We start from the raw sequence: 15,825 nt of genomic DNA, 5'->3' as shown, positions 1-15,825 counted from the left end.
AACGTTTAATTAAATTAAAATTATGAGAAAAATAGTAATTGCACTATCAGTATTAATGGCTTTAACATCGTGCGTTTCTAAAAAGGAATATGCAGCCTTGGAAGCTAAAAACAAAGAGATTCAGGACTTATTAAATTCTTGTACTGTAAAACTTAATTCATGTTTAGAAGAAAAAGCAGGATTGGCGGCTACGGCAGAAAGTTATAAACAACATAATCAGGATTTAATAAACAGTTCAAAAGACTTAACTGTACTGACTACAAAAGGTGCTGAAAATCTTGAAAAATCTTTAGAAAGTTTAAAAGAAAAAGATTTAAAAATATCGAGATTACAAGACGCTTTAACTAAAAAAGACAGTGTAACGTTAGCTTTAGTAACAAGTTTAAAAGGAGCAGTTGGAATCAACGACCCGGATATAGAAATCAACGTAGAAAAAGGAGTGGTTTTTATTTCTATTGCTGACAAATTACTATTCAAAAGTGGTAGTTACGACGTAAGTGATAAAGCAAAATCAGTTTTAGCAAAAGTAGCTAAGGTAGTAAACGACAAACCGGATTTCGAATGTATGGTTGAAGGTCACACCGATGATGTACCCTACAAAAGTAATGGTGTTTTGTTAGACAACTGGGATTTAAGTGTTAAACGTTCCACTTCAATCGTTCGTGTCTTAACAAATGATTTAGGTGTTAATCCTGCAAAATTAATTGCTGCCGGTAGAAGTTCATATGTACCTTTAGTAGCAAATGATTCTCCTGAAAACAAATCACGTAACAGAAGAACACGTATTGTTGTTATGCCAAAAATCGATCAGTTCTATGATATGATCGAAAAAGAAATGAAAAAACAGGCGAAATAAAAAATACCGTTTTCTTTATTATAAAAACAGAAAAAGCAGGTCATTAGACCTGCTTTTATGTATTCTTAACTTTTTTAATAACCAATTAAATATAAATCAAGAATAGCATTATTTTCAATTAACTAACTAAATTTTAACTGATATTAAAGTTAAGTATTATTTTTTTATTATTACACAATTTCAGTTTTTTTTTACAAAATTCCTATGTCGCCTTTTCCTTCCCTTACAATTACCGGTTCATGTTCTGATAAATCGATAATCGTCGAACCTACATTATCTCCGTAACCACCATCAATAACCAAATCTACAAGGTTTTGCCATTTTTCAAAAATCAATTCCGGATCAGTAGTATATTCAATTACATCATCTTCATCCCGGATGGAAGTAGACACAACAGGATTTCCTAATTGCCTAACAATTTCCAGAATAATATTATTATCGGGAACACGGATACCAACTGTTGTTTTCTTTTTGAACTCTTTTGGGAGATTATTATTTCCCGGTAAAATAAAAGTATACGGCCCGGGTAAAGCTCTTTTTAGAATCTTAAAAGTAGCTGTATCAATCTGACGCACATAATCTGATAAATTGCTTAAATCGTGGCAAATAAACGAGAAGTTTGCTTTTTCCAGTTTTACACCCTTAATTTTTGCAATTTTTTCCAAAGCTCTTGAATTTGTAATATCACAACCTAAACCGTAAACGGTATCTGTCGGGTAAATTACTAAACCACCGTTCTGAAGCACTTTTACAACTTTGGCAATTGCAGCTTCACTGGGTTTATCGGGATATATTTTTATAAATTCTGCCATTTTTTTTGTTTAAAAGTTTAATTTGTCTCAGGTTTCATGTTTGAAGGTAGTCAAAAACAACCTGAAAACTGAAACTTAAAACATTATTTATCCAACAACATCCAGTTTGGCAAATCGCAGCAAAAGTTTTTTGATTCCTCCAACTTCAAATTTAATCTCTGCTTTTTTATCCGGTCCTACGCCTTCCAGATTAATCACTTCTCCTTTTCCAAAACGCTCGTGCATCACTATATTACCGACAGTCAGCTTATTGTCAAATAAATTGGGAGCACCGGAATTTGGGTTGGTACCGGCAACTGGTTTTAATTTTCGGATATTCAAATCCGGTTTCGGTTCATTGTCTGTTATATATTTCGGCGGAGTTCCTCCTACCGGTTTTGCCAATCGCAGTTTCGATTTGTCAATATCTCCAAAAATATCGCTGTCAATCATAGGCTTATAGCGGTAATTGCTTTCTGCCGGTGTTAAATATTCTAAATATTGCGGATCAATTTCTTCAATAAATCGTGATGGTTCGCTGTCGGTTAGTTTTCCCCAGCGGTATCGTGATTGTGCATAAGTCAAATAGGCCTGATGTTCTGCACGGGTCAGTGCTACATAAAACAAACGTCTTTCTTCTTCCAGTTCACTTCTTGTACTCATACTCATGGCACTCGGAAACAGATCCTCTTCCATTCCGACCACAAAAACGTGGGGAAATTCAAGTCCTTTTGCCAGGTGAATGGTCATTAAAGCGACACGATCTTCATCGGTAGTATCTTTATCTAAATCTGTTGCCAGCGCTACGTCTTCCATAAATTCAGACAAAGCTCCTCTGGCACCATCAATTTCTTTCTGACCTTCCGTAAAATCTTTTATACCGTTTAAAAGTTCTTCAATATTCTGAATTTTAGCCATTCCTTCGGGAGTAGCATCTTTTTTAAGTTCCTGAACTAAACCGGTTTTTTTCGCTACATAATCAGTAATATAAAAAGCATCCTGATTCTGATCAATTACCTGAAAACTCTGGATCATGGTTACGAAATCGTTTAGCTTTTGTTTTGTTCCGGAATTCAGTTTCAGGTCAATTTTATCAATATTGACCATTACTTCCCAGATCGATCTTTTGTAATGATTGGCGGCAATAGTTAGTTTTTCAACGGTTGTATCCCCAATTCCACGTGCCGGATAGTTGATTACACGAATCAGGGCTTCTTCGTCTTTCGGATTAATCACGAGGCGCAGATAACAAAGCACATCCTTAATTTCTTTACGTTGATAGAAGGATAAACCTCCATAAATTCGATAGGGAATATCACGTTTTCTCAGCGCATCTTCCATGGCACGCGATTGCGCATTGGTACGGTACAAAATAGCAAAAGACCCGTTGTGCAGTTGATTTTGCATCTTTTGTTCGAAGATGGTACTGGCTACAAAACGACCTTCTTCGGCATCAGTTAGACTTCGGTGAATTTTTATTTTTGGACCAAAATCATTGGCTGTCCAAACGATCTTATCCAGCTTAGTTTTATTGTGATCGATAATCGTATTTGCAGCTTCTACAATATTTCGCGTTGAGCGGTAATTTTGTTCCAGTCGAAAGGTTTTTACGCCTTCATAATCTTTCTGGAAATTCAAAATATTATTGATATTCGCACCACGGAAAGCATAAATACTCTGCGCATCATCTCCTACCACACAAATATTCTGAAATTTATCGGATAATGCCCTAACAATCAAATACTGAGAGTGATTCGTATCCTGGTACTCATCCACCAGAATATAGCGGAAACGGTTTTGGTATTTGGATAAAACTTCAGGAAAACGGGTTAATAATTCATTGGTTTTCAATAATAAATCATCAAAATCCATTGCTCCGGCCTTGAAACACCGGTCTACGTACTGTTGGTAGATTTCTCCTAACCTTGGCTTTTTAGCCATAGCATCGGCTTCCTGCAATTCCGGATTGTTGAAATAGGCTTTTACCGTAATTAAGCTGTTTTTATAACTTGAAATTCGGCCTAAAACCTGCTTAGGTTTGTAGACATCACGATCCAGTTGCATTTCTTTTATAATAGAAGAAATCAGTCTCTGCGAATCCTGTGAATCATAAATGGTAAAATTGGAAGGGTATCCCAAATGTTCTGATTCTGAACGAAGGATACGGGCAAAAATCGAGTGAAATGTTCCCATCCAAAGATTTTTTGCTTCGGTCGGTCCCACAATATCAGAGATTCTGTGCTTCATTTCACGAGCTGCCTTGTTCGTAAAAGTAAGTGACAAAATATTAAAAGCGTCAATACCCTGATGCATCAAATAGGCAATTCGAATGGTTAAAACACGTGTTTTTCCCGAACCTGCACCAGCAATAATAATCATTGGCCCGTCTTTTTGCAGAACGGGTTCTCTTTGCGCTTCGTTTAGCTGGTCAATATATTTATGCATGAATTTTTTTCTGTTTATGCAAAAATAAGAATTAAAGATGGAAAAAGAAAGTGACTAAGTGGCTATGATGAAGATACGAAGACAGTCTGCTTTTAAGATTGGTATAATTTGAAAAATGCAGCCTGTCGGGCAACCCGATATACCGTCAGATTACTTATAAAAAACATCGTACGCAAAGCGGATCAAAGTACCGATTACTACCACCAAAAAGAAAATTCTGATAAAGCCGTTTCCTTTATTAATGGCCAATTTAGCGCCCATCCAGCCTCCCAATGCGTTACTTGCCGCCATTGGCAATGCGATTGCCCAGATTATTTTCCCTTTGGAAATAAACAAACAAATCGAACCGAAATTCGTTGCCAGATTGACCATTTTAGCATTCGCGGAAGCGTGCAGAAAATCAAAACCCATTAAGGCTATGAAAGCCACTACCAAAAAACTTCCCGTTCCGGGACCAATAAATCCGTCGTAAAAACCAACAATTATGCTAATTACAACCGCATATAAAATTTGTGTCTTATCGGAATGTTCTTTAGCCACATGCTGCCCGAAATTTTTCTTCGCATAAGTGTAAATCAACAAAAGTGACAAAACTACCAGCAGGAGCGGTTTCATAAAATCATTACTTACATAGGTCAGTATCGCAGAACCCAAAAAGGCTGAAGGAACTGCCAGAAACATCATGATTAACAATAATTTCCACTGAATTACTACTTTTTTCAGGTATTGAAAAGCTGCAAATGCCGTACCGCTGAAAGCCGGTAATTTTAAAGTCCCGATAACCGTAGAAACCGGTAAATTAGGCAATAAGATCAATCCCATTGGGGTTTGAATCAATCCTCCGCCTCCAACAATGGCATCAATAAATCCTGCAGCAAAAGCAGCTAAGCAAAGTAAAATAATGATGTATGATTCCATTTCTGTTGTTTATCAGTAGGTTTAAAGAATTGTGCACAAAAGTAGAATTCCATTTTGTTTATTACAATAATTTTAAAGTGGATTTCTCCTCAAAAAGTATATTTTTGCTAAAAAATTACTCAAATGGATTTTACAAGAATTATAGAATTAGCAAGTTATACTTTACCCGCCATTGTTACGGGATTTGTGGCCTACAGTTTTTTTGAATTACATATTAAAAACAACGACAGAAAACGTGCTTTTTTATTAAACAAACAAGCCCACAGCGAATCGCTGCCAATTCGTTTACAGGCCTACGAACGCATGACTTTGTATTTGGAGCGCATCAACTTAACGAAACTATTAATCAGAATTGCGCCTATTTCTACTGAAAAACATGATTATGAAAATTTTGTAATCGATCAGATTGAACAGGAATTCGAACACAATCTGACCCAGCAGATTTATATGTCTGACGAATGCTGGACTATTATCACAACAGCTAAAAACTCCACAATACAAATTATTCGTAAAGCTGCAATGAGCGAACGCGTTGAAAGTGCGGATAAATTGCGTGAAGTAATTCTGAATGACTTATTAGAAAAACAATCTCCAAGTAATGCTGCTTTGGGATACATTAAAAATGAGGTTTCTGAATTGTGGTAGAACCCTGAGCATTACTGCAGACAAAATAGACTTCTATAATACTATAGCAGGAGCCCATTTATGGATTCCTGCTTTTTTTTTTGAATGATGACAGTAAGTAAATTTTTCTTCCCAGGTATTCAAACTACTTGTTATCACTCATGATTTCTGATTTGTTCTGAGCATATTCGTACCCCTGTTCCCACCATTCTTTCATCACTTCTTTATTAAAAATCAAAGCGTTATTGGTAAGTTTTGTCGGCGTATAATACAAATTGAGTTTCACGTTTTTATTGTTGGCCATTAATTTCCCAATCGCAATATCATGCTTTTCAACCTGATCTAAGGCAATTCGAAACAAATCGATCATCAGTGAAAACGGATTTTTACCAATAACCATTTTATCCATATTAACTTCGGTTTCCAATACAATAACATCAATTTCGGTGGCACCCCGATTGATGGCTTCGCGAATGGGTACCAGACTCGAAAAACCACCGTCCCCGTATTCATAATTGTTTTTGGTCACCAGACTCATAAACGGAATATAATTACTGGAAATCCAGGTCCAGTCACAGAATTCATCGTAAGTACAATCTTTAACCGATTTGTATTCTGCTTCGTTTTTGGTTAAATTCGTAACCGTTACAATAACATCAGAGTTGAGCTTTTTGAGTTTATTAAAATCGGATATCGAAAAATTGTTTTTGATATATTTCTGCAAACCTTTACTTTCACCAAAGGTTCTTTTTCCCTTGAAAAACTGACGTATAACATTAAAATGGTTGATCGTCACAATATCAATTCCATCTTTAATTTTCACAACGAAAGGGCAAATATTAAAGATTTTAGACATGGTAACATTGGTGTAAACCCAGTGGATTTTTTTTATATGCCCAAGAGCCAAATGCGGAATTAACAAACTTCCGGTTGAAGTTCCTAAAAAGAGATCGTACTCATGCTTTTTTTCTTCTATTAAATATTGTGCGACGCCGCCAGCAAATGCTCCTTTACTGCCTCCGCCAGAAATAACCAATGCTCTCATAAGTTTATTGTAATTTTTTTTTTTTTGGAAAACAGAGCCAAGAATATAGAGTCAAGAGAATAGACTTAGCCTATTGCTTATACTCTGTATTCTAAACTTTACTCTCCTGATCTATGTTCTATGCTCTATTCTCTTGTCTCTTGCCTCTATACTCTTTCTTCTATACTCTTTCTTCTATACTCTTCCTTCTATACTCTTCCTTCTATACTCTTTCTTCTATATTCTATACTCTACTCCTTCAATAACCGATTCAACTGAAACTGCTCATCGGGGTTCAAATTAGGCAAAATTCTTTCAAACGACACACGCATTTCTGAATTTTTTAATAAGCTCCGTATAGAATCCCTTCCGAATTTTGAAAATTGCCACATATGGTGCGTTGTCGCATTTACAAGATTTATTAAAACGGGATCGTTTGTCAGTTTAAAGGCTATAAGCTTTTCCAGTGCATTCTGTCGGGTTGTAGCCTCATATTTAGTGGAAGAAAAAGCAACCAACTCAGCTATTAAGGCGTCCGGATCCTCAGCGTAATCTGGCGTCGATAAGGCCAGTGAAAGCCATAACGTACGCAGATTGTAATCGTTAAAACCAATCCAGTCTTTAGATTTATCTAAATAAGCTCTACGGTGATCCGGAAAGTTTCTCCATAAATTGAACAGCGCGATTTCCTGCGTCTGGTAGGATTTATCGTCCAGTAAAGTTTCGTAATTTACTCTGAAATCTTCTGGAATCCCGCTAAAACTATCGGCAAGAGTCTGGCGAACCTGAACATCATTCGTATGTAAAGCAATCAGTAATAATTCCTTTTTTAAGTCATATTTCTCATTTTGAATCTGATCTACAATAGCTTCTTTTACAGAATGGTATACATCAGAATTTAAAGTTTTAATTAAAAAATCTTTCTTTTCTGCAAAAGGTATTTTTTTTAGTTTATCAACTTCCAAACGGATTTGAATTGCTTTGTTTTTACTCAGTAAAGCGTTGGCTGTTGGCGTATCGAAGGCCACCGATTCCAGCCAGGTTTTTTGAAATTGCTCCAGATCAAAATTAGAAACCTTTTTTATTTCATCAAAGAAATCCTGAGTATTCACGGTTTGATAAGCATATTTTTTCAAATAACTTTTAATGGCTTTTTTGAATGCCTTATCTCCTATTGACTCATGCAAAACGAACAACGCCCAGGCCCCCTTTTCATAAAAAGTCAATGAACTCGCTTTAGCATTTAAAACAGGAACAGCATCTGTCCGTGAGGCAAACTTCAGCTGCTGGGCTGTTTCATATAATCTGGAATAAAAATAATCGTCTCCAAAAATATCCCTTTCCGCCAACAAAGCGTAGTAGGTTGCAAAACCTTCCTGCAGCCAGTGATGGGTGCCGCTTTCAGCAGTAATGAGATCGCCAAACCAATGGTGCGCCAATTCATGAGCATCAACATTCGTATATTTTCTGTCCGCAAAACCAGTTGAATCTACTACATAGCGTGTGGTAAAAAGCGTTGCAGTTGTATTTTCCATTCCGCCATACAGGAAATCACGAACCGGAATTTGCCTGTAAATTTCCCAGGGATACTTCACGCCTATTTCTTTTTCCAGAAAATCAAAAATGCGTTTAGAATAGCGATAAGTCGGCTCAAAAGATTTTTTGTCTTTATTTTCTAAGTAATACTCTAACGGAATTTTAGTTTTTGAAGTAAACTCATTTTTATCAAATTTACCAACGGCAAGCATCAGCAAATAAGAACTCATGGGATGCTCCATTTCATATTGCCAGTCTGTTTGACTGTTGTTCTCTATCTTATTCTTTAAAACACCATTCGAAACCACCTGATAATCTTTATCATAACTAATTTGTAAATTAAAAATCACTTTCTCATTCACATCATCGAAACTGGGAAACCAATTACTGGTGTACCTTCCCTGGCCCTGTGTCCAGATCTGAACTTCAGCATTTTCGATATCAACGAAATATAACGCTTGTTTCGGTTTAACAGAGTAATCAAAACTTAAATGTTTTTTACCTTTTTGAAAGTGCGAAATAATCTGTAGCTCCTTTCCCGTATTTAAAAAGACAACTTCTTTTCCATCTATTTTCACCTGAGTAAACTCCATGTTTTTGGCATCGATTTTAACCGTATCAACGGGTTTCAGGACATTAAAATCATAAACAACAGATCCGGAAACCGATTTTTCTTTTGCATTTAATGCTAGTTGTCCGGAAACCGATTTAAAATCCACAAAATGAGTTTGTTGTGCAAAAACGACGCTGGTAATAAATAGAAAGATGTATTTCATTGAAAATAAATTTGGGCAGAAACCCAAAGTTACAAAGGTTTGACAAACAAATCGAAGGAAATTTGTATGTTTACGATAGAAAACTATCAGAACGTGTCAAAACCAATCAAAGCCTTATTTAACTGGAGCAGTGGAAAAGATTCCGCACTGACCCTTTACAAAATTTTACAGAATCCGGAGTATAAAATTGAATATCTATTAACGAGTGTCAACCAAAAATTTCAGCGCATTTCGATGCATGGTGTTCGCGTGGAGCTGCTTGAAGCACAGGCCGAAAGTATAGGCTTACCGCTGAAAATCATGCAGGTTCCCGAGATGCCCACCATGGAAGTATATGAAAAGGTAATGACCGAAACGCTGACCGAACTTAAAAATGAAGGAATAACCCATTCGGTTTTTGGGGATATTTTTCTGGAAGATTTGCGGAAATACAGGGAAACACAACTGGCAAGAATAAATTTTGAAGGCGTTTTCCCAATCTGGAAGATTCCAACCAGTGAATTGATCCGGGAATTCATTCAATTGGGTTTTAAAACGATTGTGGTTTGTGTGAACGAACGCTATTTAGACAAAAGTTTTGTCGGACGCATCATTGATTCCGATTTTATAAAGGATTTACCTGAAAATGTAGATGTATGCGGAGAAAATGGTGAATTTCATACCTTTACATTCGATGGCCCTATTTTTTCCAGGCCGATAGTGTTTGAAATCGGCGAGATCGTTTACCGCAAATACGAACGGCCAAAAAATGAAGAGTCATCTGACACCGCATGCGATACCAGTGCCACCGATGCTTTTGACTTTGGATTCTGGTATTGCGATCTGATTCCGAAATAAAGCATTGAACTTGTGGCAGTTTACCAATACTATTTAAAGCAAAAAATATGGATAGATTAATACGTTTTATCAAATTTCCAATCTCTTTTGATGTCGACAAACTCAAAAGCGACCTTGCAGGAATACTGAATAAAAGCTGGACAGATCATTACAACAAAAATGATTATACGGGAAAATGGACTTCTGTAGCCCTGATGTCTAAAGACGGAAAATCCGATTCTATTTTTGCCTTGTCCAATGCTGGTGATGAAATGATGCATACCGAAATTTTAGATTCCTGTACATACTTCAAAGAAATTCTGGACAATTTTCATTTCGAAAAAACAGCCGTAAGATTACTTCAGCTCGCTGTGGGAGCAGAAATCAAGCCCCATTCAGATCATTGTCTCGGGTATGAAGATGGTTCGTTCCGATTGCATATTCCGATTATTACCAATCCGGATGTTGAATTTATACTGGACGGAAAACGTCTGATTATGAATGAAGGGGAATGCTGGTATATTGATGCTAATTTTACCCATTCAGTGGCCAACAGAGGAAATCAGGACCGGATTCATCTCGTAATTGACGGCATTAGAAATGACTGGACTGATGCCTTATTTTATAAAGAAGCTCCCGAAAATCAATTTATAAAACCGGAAAGCGCCATGAACGAAGAGCAAAAGCAATTGATGATAGCTGAGTTAAAACGTATGAATACAACTGCTGCAAATGAACTGATTAAAAATTTGAAATAACAACTTTTTTAACCCCATGAATGTGCCCGTAAAAGAAGCTTTAGAAACACAACAAACCTTATCTTTCCTTAAAGAAATAGGAATCGATGTAATTGAAAAAGAATTAGATGACACTTTTTTACCCGGATTAAGTTTAGGTCCCAATTGTATTTATATCGATTATGATAAATTATTATATCCCGGGGATATACTTCACGAAGCAGGACATTTGGCCGTTACAACTGCTACCGAACGAAAATTAGTCGGAACCGAACATATATCAGCGGAATGGCCGACTCAGGCAGAAGAAATGGGTGCAATTCTCTGGTCTTTTGCTGCAGTAAATCATTTAAAGTTACCTGTCGAATTCGTGTTTCATCCCAATGGCTATAAAAACGAATCTGATTGGCTAATTTCAAATTTTAATACTGAAAACTATGTAGGATTGCCTTTTCTGGAATGGATCGGGCTTTGTCTGGGGAAAGATCGCGCAGGTAAGGAAAACAAACCTGCCTTTCCAACGATGCTCAAATGGATGAGAGATTAATCGGATCCATTTGAAAATTAATTATTTCTCGGTGCAGCTTTTAAATCAGTGATCAGGAATTTTCACCTGCCTGTGGTCTATTCAGAATACATATTTAATAAATTTGTAACCGTGTTCCAGTTTCTAATGGTTGCCGTAACATTTAGTTTTTTCTCTATATATTTCTGATCAAATCTTGTTTTTCCGGCGCCCACGGCATATTTAATAAAGATTCTGTTACCGTCAATACTCGCTTCATCAGGCTTAAACTGGCTAATTTTCAGATCATTTATATTTTCACTTTTCAGGGCGATGGAAACAAAAGCAACGTAAAGCTTTTTGGTATCCAAATCCTTTTCTTTTAAATACGGACTGTTTGTAAAACAAGCTTGTAAATCTTCTTTCGTAATGACAATCGTTGGAACTTCATGTCCGAAAACCTTAAAAATTTCCTGCTTGATCATGAACCCCACTTTCGAAGCACTTTCTTCCTCTGTATCCACAAATACATTTCCCGATTGCAGGTACGTTCTGACATTTTGAAAACCGATATTTTCTAACATTGTTTTCAAAGCCTCCATTTTCATCATATTGTGACCGGAAACGTTGATACCGCGTAAAAGTGCTAAATGTGTTGTCATTTTTTAAATTTTATTCAAAGATATTGTTTTCTAAATCAAAGTCTAAAAAACAATCCATTTCCTTGAAGGACATGAATCCTCTTTTTTACAAAAAACAATATATCAAACAGCCGGATTTTCAAAATTCCTAATTAAAATCTATCTTCGCGTAAGGAGAAAAGAATATAGAGTATAGAATAAAGAAAATAGAGTACAGATTAATAAATCTTACTCTTTATTCTATTTTCTTTGTTCTATTTTCTAAAAATCTAAAGATCCAACAATCTAAAGATCTAAAAATCTAAAAAAAGCTCCAACAATCTAAAAAAATGTCTAATAATCTCCTTGAAACTCCAATCGAATACCTAAAAGGTGTTGGCCCAAGTCGCGGTCAGCTGCTTCGCAAGGAATTGGGGATTCATAAATATGGTGATTTAATTAACTTTTTTCCGAACAGATACATTGACCGGACCCGTTATTACAAAATAAACGAACTTCAGAATACCGGCTCTGAAGTGCAGTTGGTTGGAAAAATAATCAATATAAAAACGGTTGAGTTTGCTAAAAACAAAAAGCGTCTGGTCGCTACTTTCGTGGATGATACAGGATCACTGGACCTCAATTGGTTCCAGGGACACAAATGGGTCCGCGAAAGTCTGAAACTGAATGAACCCTGTGTAATTTTTGGAAAATGTTCCCTTTACGGAAGCCAGTTTAGCATGGCACATCCGGAAATTGAACTTTTAAGCGAACACGAAAAAAGCCTTCGTTCTGCCATGCAGCCCGTTTATCCTTCGACAGAAACCCTGACCAATCGTGGTATTTCAAACCGAACGATCAATAAATTAATGGAACAATTGTTTATTGAAACACAGGCTTTGTTTACCGAAACGTTTCCTCCGTATTTAATAGAAGAATTAAAACTGATTTCCAAAAAAGCGGCTTTATTCAACATCCATTTTCCGAAAAGTGCCGATGCCTTATCAAAAGCGCAGTTTCGTTTAAAATTTGAAGAATTGTTTTTTATTCAATTACAATTAATCACTAAAAACCTTATTAGAAAACATAAAATAAAAGGACATCCGTTTACCAGAGTGGGTAAACTTTTTAATGACTTTTATAAAAATCATTTACCGTTTGAATTGACAAATGCCCAAAAAAGGGTGATCAAAGAAATTCGATCAGATATGGGAAGTAATGCCCAAATGAACCGCTTATTGCAGGGAGACGTGGGATCCGGAAAAACCATTGTAGCCTTTATGAGTATGCTTTTGGCAATCGATAATGGTTTTCAGGCCTGTCTGATGGCGCCGACCGAAATTCTGGCCAATCAGCATTTTATTGGTTTATCGGAACTGGCAGAAACTTTAGGCATCAATATTAAGATACTTACGGGTTCCACCAAAACGGCTGCCCGAAAAATCATTCATGAAGAACTCGAAAACGGAAGTTTACATATTTTAATTGGTACTCACGCCTTGTTGGAAGATAAAGTGAAATTTCAGAATTTAGGTTTATCCGTAATTGATGAGCAGCACCGGTTTGGCGTAGAACAGCGTTCTAAATTATGGAAGAAAAACGATATTCCGCCACATATTTTGGTGATGACCGCCACCCCTATTCCGAGAACGCTGGCTATGAGTCTCTATGGTGACCTGGATATTTCTGTTATCGATGAATTACCGCCTGGAAGAAAACCGATTCAGACCGTACACCGATTTGATTCCAATCGTCTGAAAGTATGGAAATTCCTGCGTGACGAAATTGCGCTCGGCAGACAAATTTATATTGTTTATCCCCTAATTCAGGAATCCGAAAAAATGGATTACAAAGATTTAATGGACGGATACGAAAGTATTTCACGTGATTTTCCCTTACCGCAATATTCCATTTCAATTTTACACGGAAAAATGAAACCAGCGGATAAAGATGCTGAAATGAAACGTTTTTCTGAAGGTAAAACCAATATCATGGTCGCCACAACCGTTATTGAAGTTGGCGTAAACGTTCCGAACGCGAGTGTGATGATTATTGAAAGCGCCGAACGTTTTGGACTGTCTCAGCTCCATCAGCTGCGTGGCCGCGTGGGTCGTGGAGCCGAACAAAGTTACTGTATCCTGATGACCAGCCATAAATTAAGTGCCGACAGCAAAACCCGTATGGAAACGATGGTAGGTACCAATGATGGTTTTGAAATTGCTGAAGTCGATCTTAAACTTCGCGGCCCCGGGGATTTGATGGGTACACAACAAAGTGGTGTTTTAAACCTGCAAATTGCAGATATCGTGCGTGATCGCGATATTCTGGCCTTAGGACGAAATTATGCCATGAAGATCCTCAAAGAAGATCCCGCTCTTCAAAAACCGGAACACACAGTCCTGAAAGCCGTTTTTATCGAACTGACAAAGAAGAAAAATATTTGGAATTATATTAGTTAAAGGTTCAGAGGGACAAAGATTCAGAGATACAAAGGTTCAAAAGTACTAACTTGCTGATTTTCTGAAACTATAAGTGATTCAGATAAAAAAGTTAGTCAACTTTCTAAAACTATCGTTTTATAAAAAGAAATAACCTATCCATTATTAATTCAACTGCCCACTATAATATTTTGTTGAAACTTATCCCAGTACGAATAAATCAATAAACTGCAAATAATTTTTTTTTTAAGTACCAATTAACTTATTTTCAATGTTGCTTTTTGATTAAATCTACAGGTGTACAAACAGCGAAAAAAGGACAAATTATAAGACATTTCTAAGGGTTTTGTTAAAAAAAACATAAATAAAGGACATTTCATTAAACCAAATATAAAAATAAAGGTCTTAAAAAGCTTATCCATCTGTGATATGCTAAATAACATACTTTACAAAATAACTAAATAAGACCAAAACTAATAAAAAACAATGCCTTGAAAATTCACAATAACCTGACTGAAAAATACTTATATCCAATGTAAAGATTTGTACATACAAATGTTAAATAAAAGATAACGCCATTTGGATTCAGTACAAAAAGTTAAATTTGCAGACTTACTAAAACTCACACCAAAAATTACATTTACCTCAATTCTATGAAAGTAAAAAACCTAGTTTACGCCCTTCTAATTATCGGACTCGGAGGATTTATTGCCTACAGGGTCATCTCTAATAAAAGTAAAAATGAAGATTCTAAAAAATCAGGAGACAAAGACAAACCTACAACCGTAACAGGTATTGTAGTTACAACTTCTACATTTGATAATAACCTTTCCTTATCCGGATCTATTGAAGCTAATGAACAAGTAGAAATTCACAGTGAAGTCTCAGGTATTGTCGAAGGTATTTATTTTACGGAAGGCACGAATGTAAACAAAGGTCAGGTACTTTTTAAAGTAAATGATATTGAATTAAGAGCACAATTAAGACAGGCTGTTACCAAAGAAGGCTTAGCAGGTGAAAATCAGAGAAGAGCCAAACTGCTACTTCAGAAAGAAGCCATTAGTCAGGAAGAATTTGATGTGGCAAATGCCGATTATGCATCCATGCAGGCACAAACGCAACTGATCAGGGCTCAGATTGCCAAAACTTCTGTAAAAGCCCCTTTCTCCGGGAAAATTGGTTTACGTTCTATTTCTCCGGGAACTTACATTACCCCTACTGTTCTGGTAGCGAAATTAGTCAACACCGGAAAACTGAAAATTACATTCTCAATTCCTGAAAAATATGCTTCACAGGTACAGTCAGGATCTGTTATAGATTTTACCGTATCCGGTTCCAATAAAGTGTACAAGGCAAAAATATATGCTATTGAGCCTGAAGTGGCCGTAGCAACCCGTACTTTACAAATTCGCGCCATCGCCGATAATTTAGACGGCAAACTTTTCCCGGGTACTTTTGCCGATGTAAAATTACCTTTAAACATCATCAAAGATGCCATAGTAGTTCCTTCGCAGGCTATTGTTCCCGTGCAAAGCGGCAAAAAAGTATATATCGCCAATATGGGCAAAGCCAAAGAAGTTATGGTAGATGCCACTACCAGAACCGATGCCTCTATTCTGGTTTTATCCGGACTGAAAGCGGGTGATACGCTAATAACAAGCGGTGTGATGTCCTTAAAAAATGAAGCTCCGATAAAAGTTAAAGTAAAATAATATGTAGTTTTAAAATTCCAAAAACTA

13 protein-coding genes are annotated in these 15,825 nt (G+C 36.4%); 7 read left to right on the top strand and 6 right to left on the bottom strand.

All coding sequences use genetic code 11. The features are described 5' to 3' along the window. The first annotated feature begins 22 nt into the window (after nucleotides 1-22). Nucleotides 23-856: an OmpA family protein gene (locus tag GJU43_RS11670; RefSeq protein WP_154340934.1), complete on the top strand. Its 834-nt coding sequence runs from the start codon at nucleotides 23-25 to the stop codon at nucleotides 854-856. Nucleotides 857-1,047: 191 nt separating this feature from the next. Here GJU43_RS11670 and GJU43_RS11665 read toward each other — a convergent pair whose 3' ends face one another. The 3 genes from GJU43_RS11665 to GJU43_RS11655 form a co-directional block, all read right to left on the bottom strand. Continuing rightward, on the bottom strand, nucleotides 1,048-1,668 hold the full coding sequence (locus tag GJU43_RS11665; RefSeq protein WP_132036854.1) for an L-threonylcarbamoyladenylate synthase: 621 nt from the start codon (nucleotides 1,666-1,668) through the stop codon (nucleotides 1,048-1,050). A gap of 87 nt (nucleotides 1,669-1,755) precedes the next feature. Further along, nucleotides 1,756-4,092, bottom strand: coding sequence for an ATP-dependent helicase (locus GJU43_RS11660; RefSeq protein ID WP_154340933.1), 2,337 nt, complete (start codon nucleotides 4,090-4,092; stop codon nucleotides 1,756-1,758). Nucleotides 4,093-4,242: 150 nt separating this feature from the next. Beyond that, the gene (locus tag GJU43_RS11655; protein ID WP_154340932.1) at nucleotides 4,243-5,010 is read right to left on the bottom strand and encodes a TSUP family transporter; all 768 of its coding nucleotides are present in this window, start codon (nucleotides 5,008-5,010) and stop codon (nucleotides 4,243-4,245) included. A gap of 123 nt (nucleotides 5,011-5,133) precedes the next feature. Between GJU43_RS11655 and GJU43_RS11650 the strand changes: the two genes are divergently transcribed. After that, nucleotides 5,134-5,655, top strand: a complete 522-nt coding sequence (locus tag GJU43_RS11650; protein WP_154340931.1) for a hypothetical protein — start codon at nucleotides 5,134-5,136, stop codon at nucleotides 5,653-5,655. A gap of 124 nt (nucleotides 5,656-5,779) precedes the next feature. Here the strand turns inward: GJU43_RS11650 and GJU43_RS11645 are convergent, their stop codons facing one another. Together GJU43_RS11645 and GJU43_RS11640 are read right to left on the bottom strand one after the other, a co-directional pair. Further along, the gene (locus GJU43_RS11645; RefSeq protein ID WP_154340930.1) at nucleotides 5,780-6,679 is read right to left on the bottom strand and encodes a patatin family protein; all 900 of its coding nucleotides are present in this window, start codon (nucleotides 6,677-6,679) and stop codon (nucleotides 5,780-5,782) included. Nucleotides 6,680-6,909: 230 nt separating this feature from the next. Continuing rightward, complete coding sequence (locus tag GJU43_RS11640) at nucleotides 6,910-8,970, bottom strand: M1 family metallopeptidase (RefSeq protein WP_154340929.1); 2,061 nt, start codon at nucleotides 8,968-8,970, stop codon at nucleotides 6,910-6,912. A 66-nt stretch (nucleotides 8,971-9,036) separates the two neighbouring features. Between GJU43_RS11640 and GJU43_RS11635 the strand changes: the two genes are divergently transcribed. From GJU43_RS11635 to GJU43_RS11625, 3 genes are read left to right on the top strand one after another with little or no spacing between them, the layout of a single operon-like run. Continuing rightward, nucleotides 9,037-9,807, top strand: coding sequence for a diphthine--ammonia ligase (locus GJU43_RS11635; protein ID WP_154340928.1), 771 nt, complete (start codon nucleotides 9,037-9,039; stop codon nucleotides 9,805-9,807). A gap of 47 nt (nucleotides 9,808-9,854) precedes the next feature. Further along, nucleotides 9,855-10,544, top strand: coding sequence for an aspartyl/asparaginyl beta-hydroxylase domain-containing protein (locus GJU43_RS11630; RefSeq protein ID WP_154340927.1), 690 nt, complete (start codon nucleotides 9,855-9,857; stop codon nucleotides 10,542-10,544). Nucleotides 10,545-10,560: 16 nt separating this feature from the next. Continuing rightward, the gene (locus tag GJU43_RS11625; RefSeq protein ID WP_154340926.1) at nucleotides 10,561-11,070 is read left to right on the top strand and encodes a hypothetical protein; all 510 of its coding nucleotides are present in this window, start codon (nucleotides 10,561-10,563) and stop codon (nucleotides 11,068-11,070) included. A 77-nt stretch (nucleotides 11,071-11,147) separates the two neighbouring features. Here the strand turns inward: GJU43_RS11625 and GJU43_RS11620 are convergent, their stop codons facing one another. Then, nucleotides 11,148-11,690 carry a DUF1697 domain-containing protein gene (locus GJU43_RS11620; protein ID WP_154340925.1) on the bottom strand — a complete coding sequence of 181 codons (543 nt, stop codon included), beginning with the start codon at nucleotides 11,688-11,690 and terminating at the stop codon, nucleotides 11,148-11,150. A 308-nt stretch (nucleotides 11,691-11,998) separates the two neighbouring features. Between GJU43_RS11620 and recG the strand changes: the two genes are divergently transcribed. Both recG and GJU43_RS11610 read left to right on the top strand, forming a co-directional pair. Next, nucleotides 11,999-14,107, top strand: a complete 2,109-nt coding sequence (gene recG, locus GJU43_RS11615) for an ATP-dependent DNA helicase RecG (RefSeq protein WP_154340924.1) — start codon at nucleotides 11,999-12,001, stop codon at nucleotides 14,105-14,107. Between the two features lie 632 nt (nucleotides 14,108-14,739). Continuing rightward, nucleotides 14,740-15,798, top strand: a complete 1,059-nt coding sequence (locus GJU43_RS11610; protein WP_154340923.1) for an efflux RND transporter periplasmic adaptor subunit — start codon at nucleotides 14,740-14,742, stop codon at nucleotides 15,796-15,798. The last annotated feature ends 27 nt before the right edge of the window (nucleotides 15,799-15,825 follow it).

The sequence above is a fragment of the Flavobacterium sp. LC2016-23 genome (genome assembly GCF_009674775.1).
Classification (GTDB): Bacteria; Bacteroidota; Bacteroidia; order Flavobacteriales; family Flavobacteriaceae; genus Flavobacterium.
Note: the sequence above shows the minus strand (reverse complement) of the source record. Positions and strands in the feature narration are given on the sequence as shown.

Excerpts from the sequence above, each read along its gene's own strand:
- GJU43_RS11650 (WP_154340931.1), top strand. The coding sequence starts at position 5,134 with ATGGATTTTACAAGAATTATAGAATTAGCAAGTTATACTTTACCCGCC.
- GJU43_RS11665 (WP_132036854.1), bottom strand. The coding sequence starts at position 1,668 with ATGGCAGAATTTATAAAAATATATCCCGATAAACCCAGTGAAGCTGCA.
- GJU43_RS11640 (WP_154340929.1), bottom strand. The coding sequence starts at position 8,970 with ATGAAATACATCTTTCTATTTATTACCAGCGTCGTTTTTGCACAACAA.
- GJU43_RS11620 (WP_154340925.1), bottom strand. The coding sequence starts at position 11,690 with ATGACAACACATTTAGCACTTTTACGCGGTATCAACGTTTCCGGTCAC.
- GJU43_RS11670 (WP_154340934.1), top strand. The coding sequence starts at position 23 with ATGAGAAAAATAGTAATTGCACTATCAGTATTAATGGCTTTAACATCG.
- GJU43_RS11625 (WP_154340926.1), top strand. The coding sequence starts at position 10,561 with ATGAATGTGCCCGTAAAAGAAGCTTTAGAAACACAACAAACCTTATCT.
- GJU43_RS11635 (WP_154340928.1), top strand. The coding sequence starts at position 9,037 with ATGTTTACGATAGAAAACTATCAGAACGTGTCAAAACCAATCAAAGCC.
- GJU43_RS11645 (WP_154340930.1), bottom strand. The coding sequence starts at position 6,679 with ATGAGAGCATTGGTTATTTCTGGCGGAGGCAGTAAAGGAGCATTTGCT.
- GJU43_RS11630 (WP_154340927.1), top strand. The coding sequence starts at position 9,855 with ATGGATAGATTAATACGTTTTATCAAATTTCCAATCTCTTTTGATGTC.
- GJU43_RS11655 (WP_154340932.1), bottom strand. The coding sequence starts at position 5,010 with ATGGAATCATACATCATTATTTTACTTTGCTTAGCTGCTTTTGCTGCA.
- recG (WP_154340924.1), top strand. The coding sequence starts at position 11,999 with ATGTCTAATAATCTCCTTGAAACTCCAATCGAATACCTAAAAGGTGTT.
- GJU43_RS11610 (WP_154340923.1), top strand. The coding sequence starts at position 14,740 with ATGAAAGTAAAAAACCTAGTTTACGCCCTTCTAATTATCGGACTCGGA.
- GJU43_RS11660 (WP_154340933.1), bottom strand. The coding sequence starts at position 4,092 with ATGCATAAATATATTGACCAGCTAAACGAAGCGCAAAGAGAACCCGTT.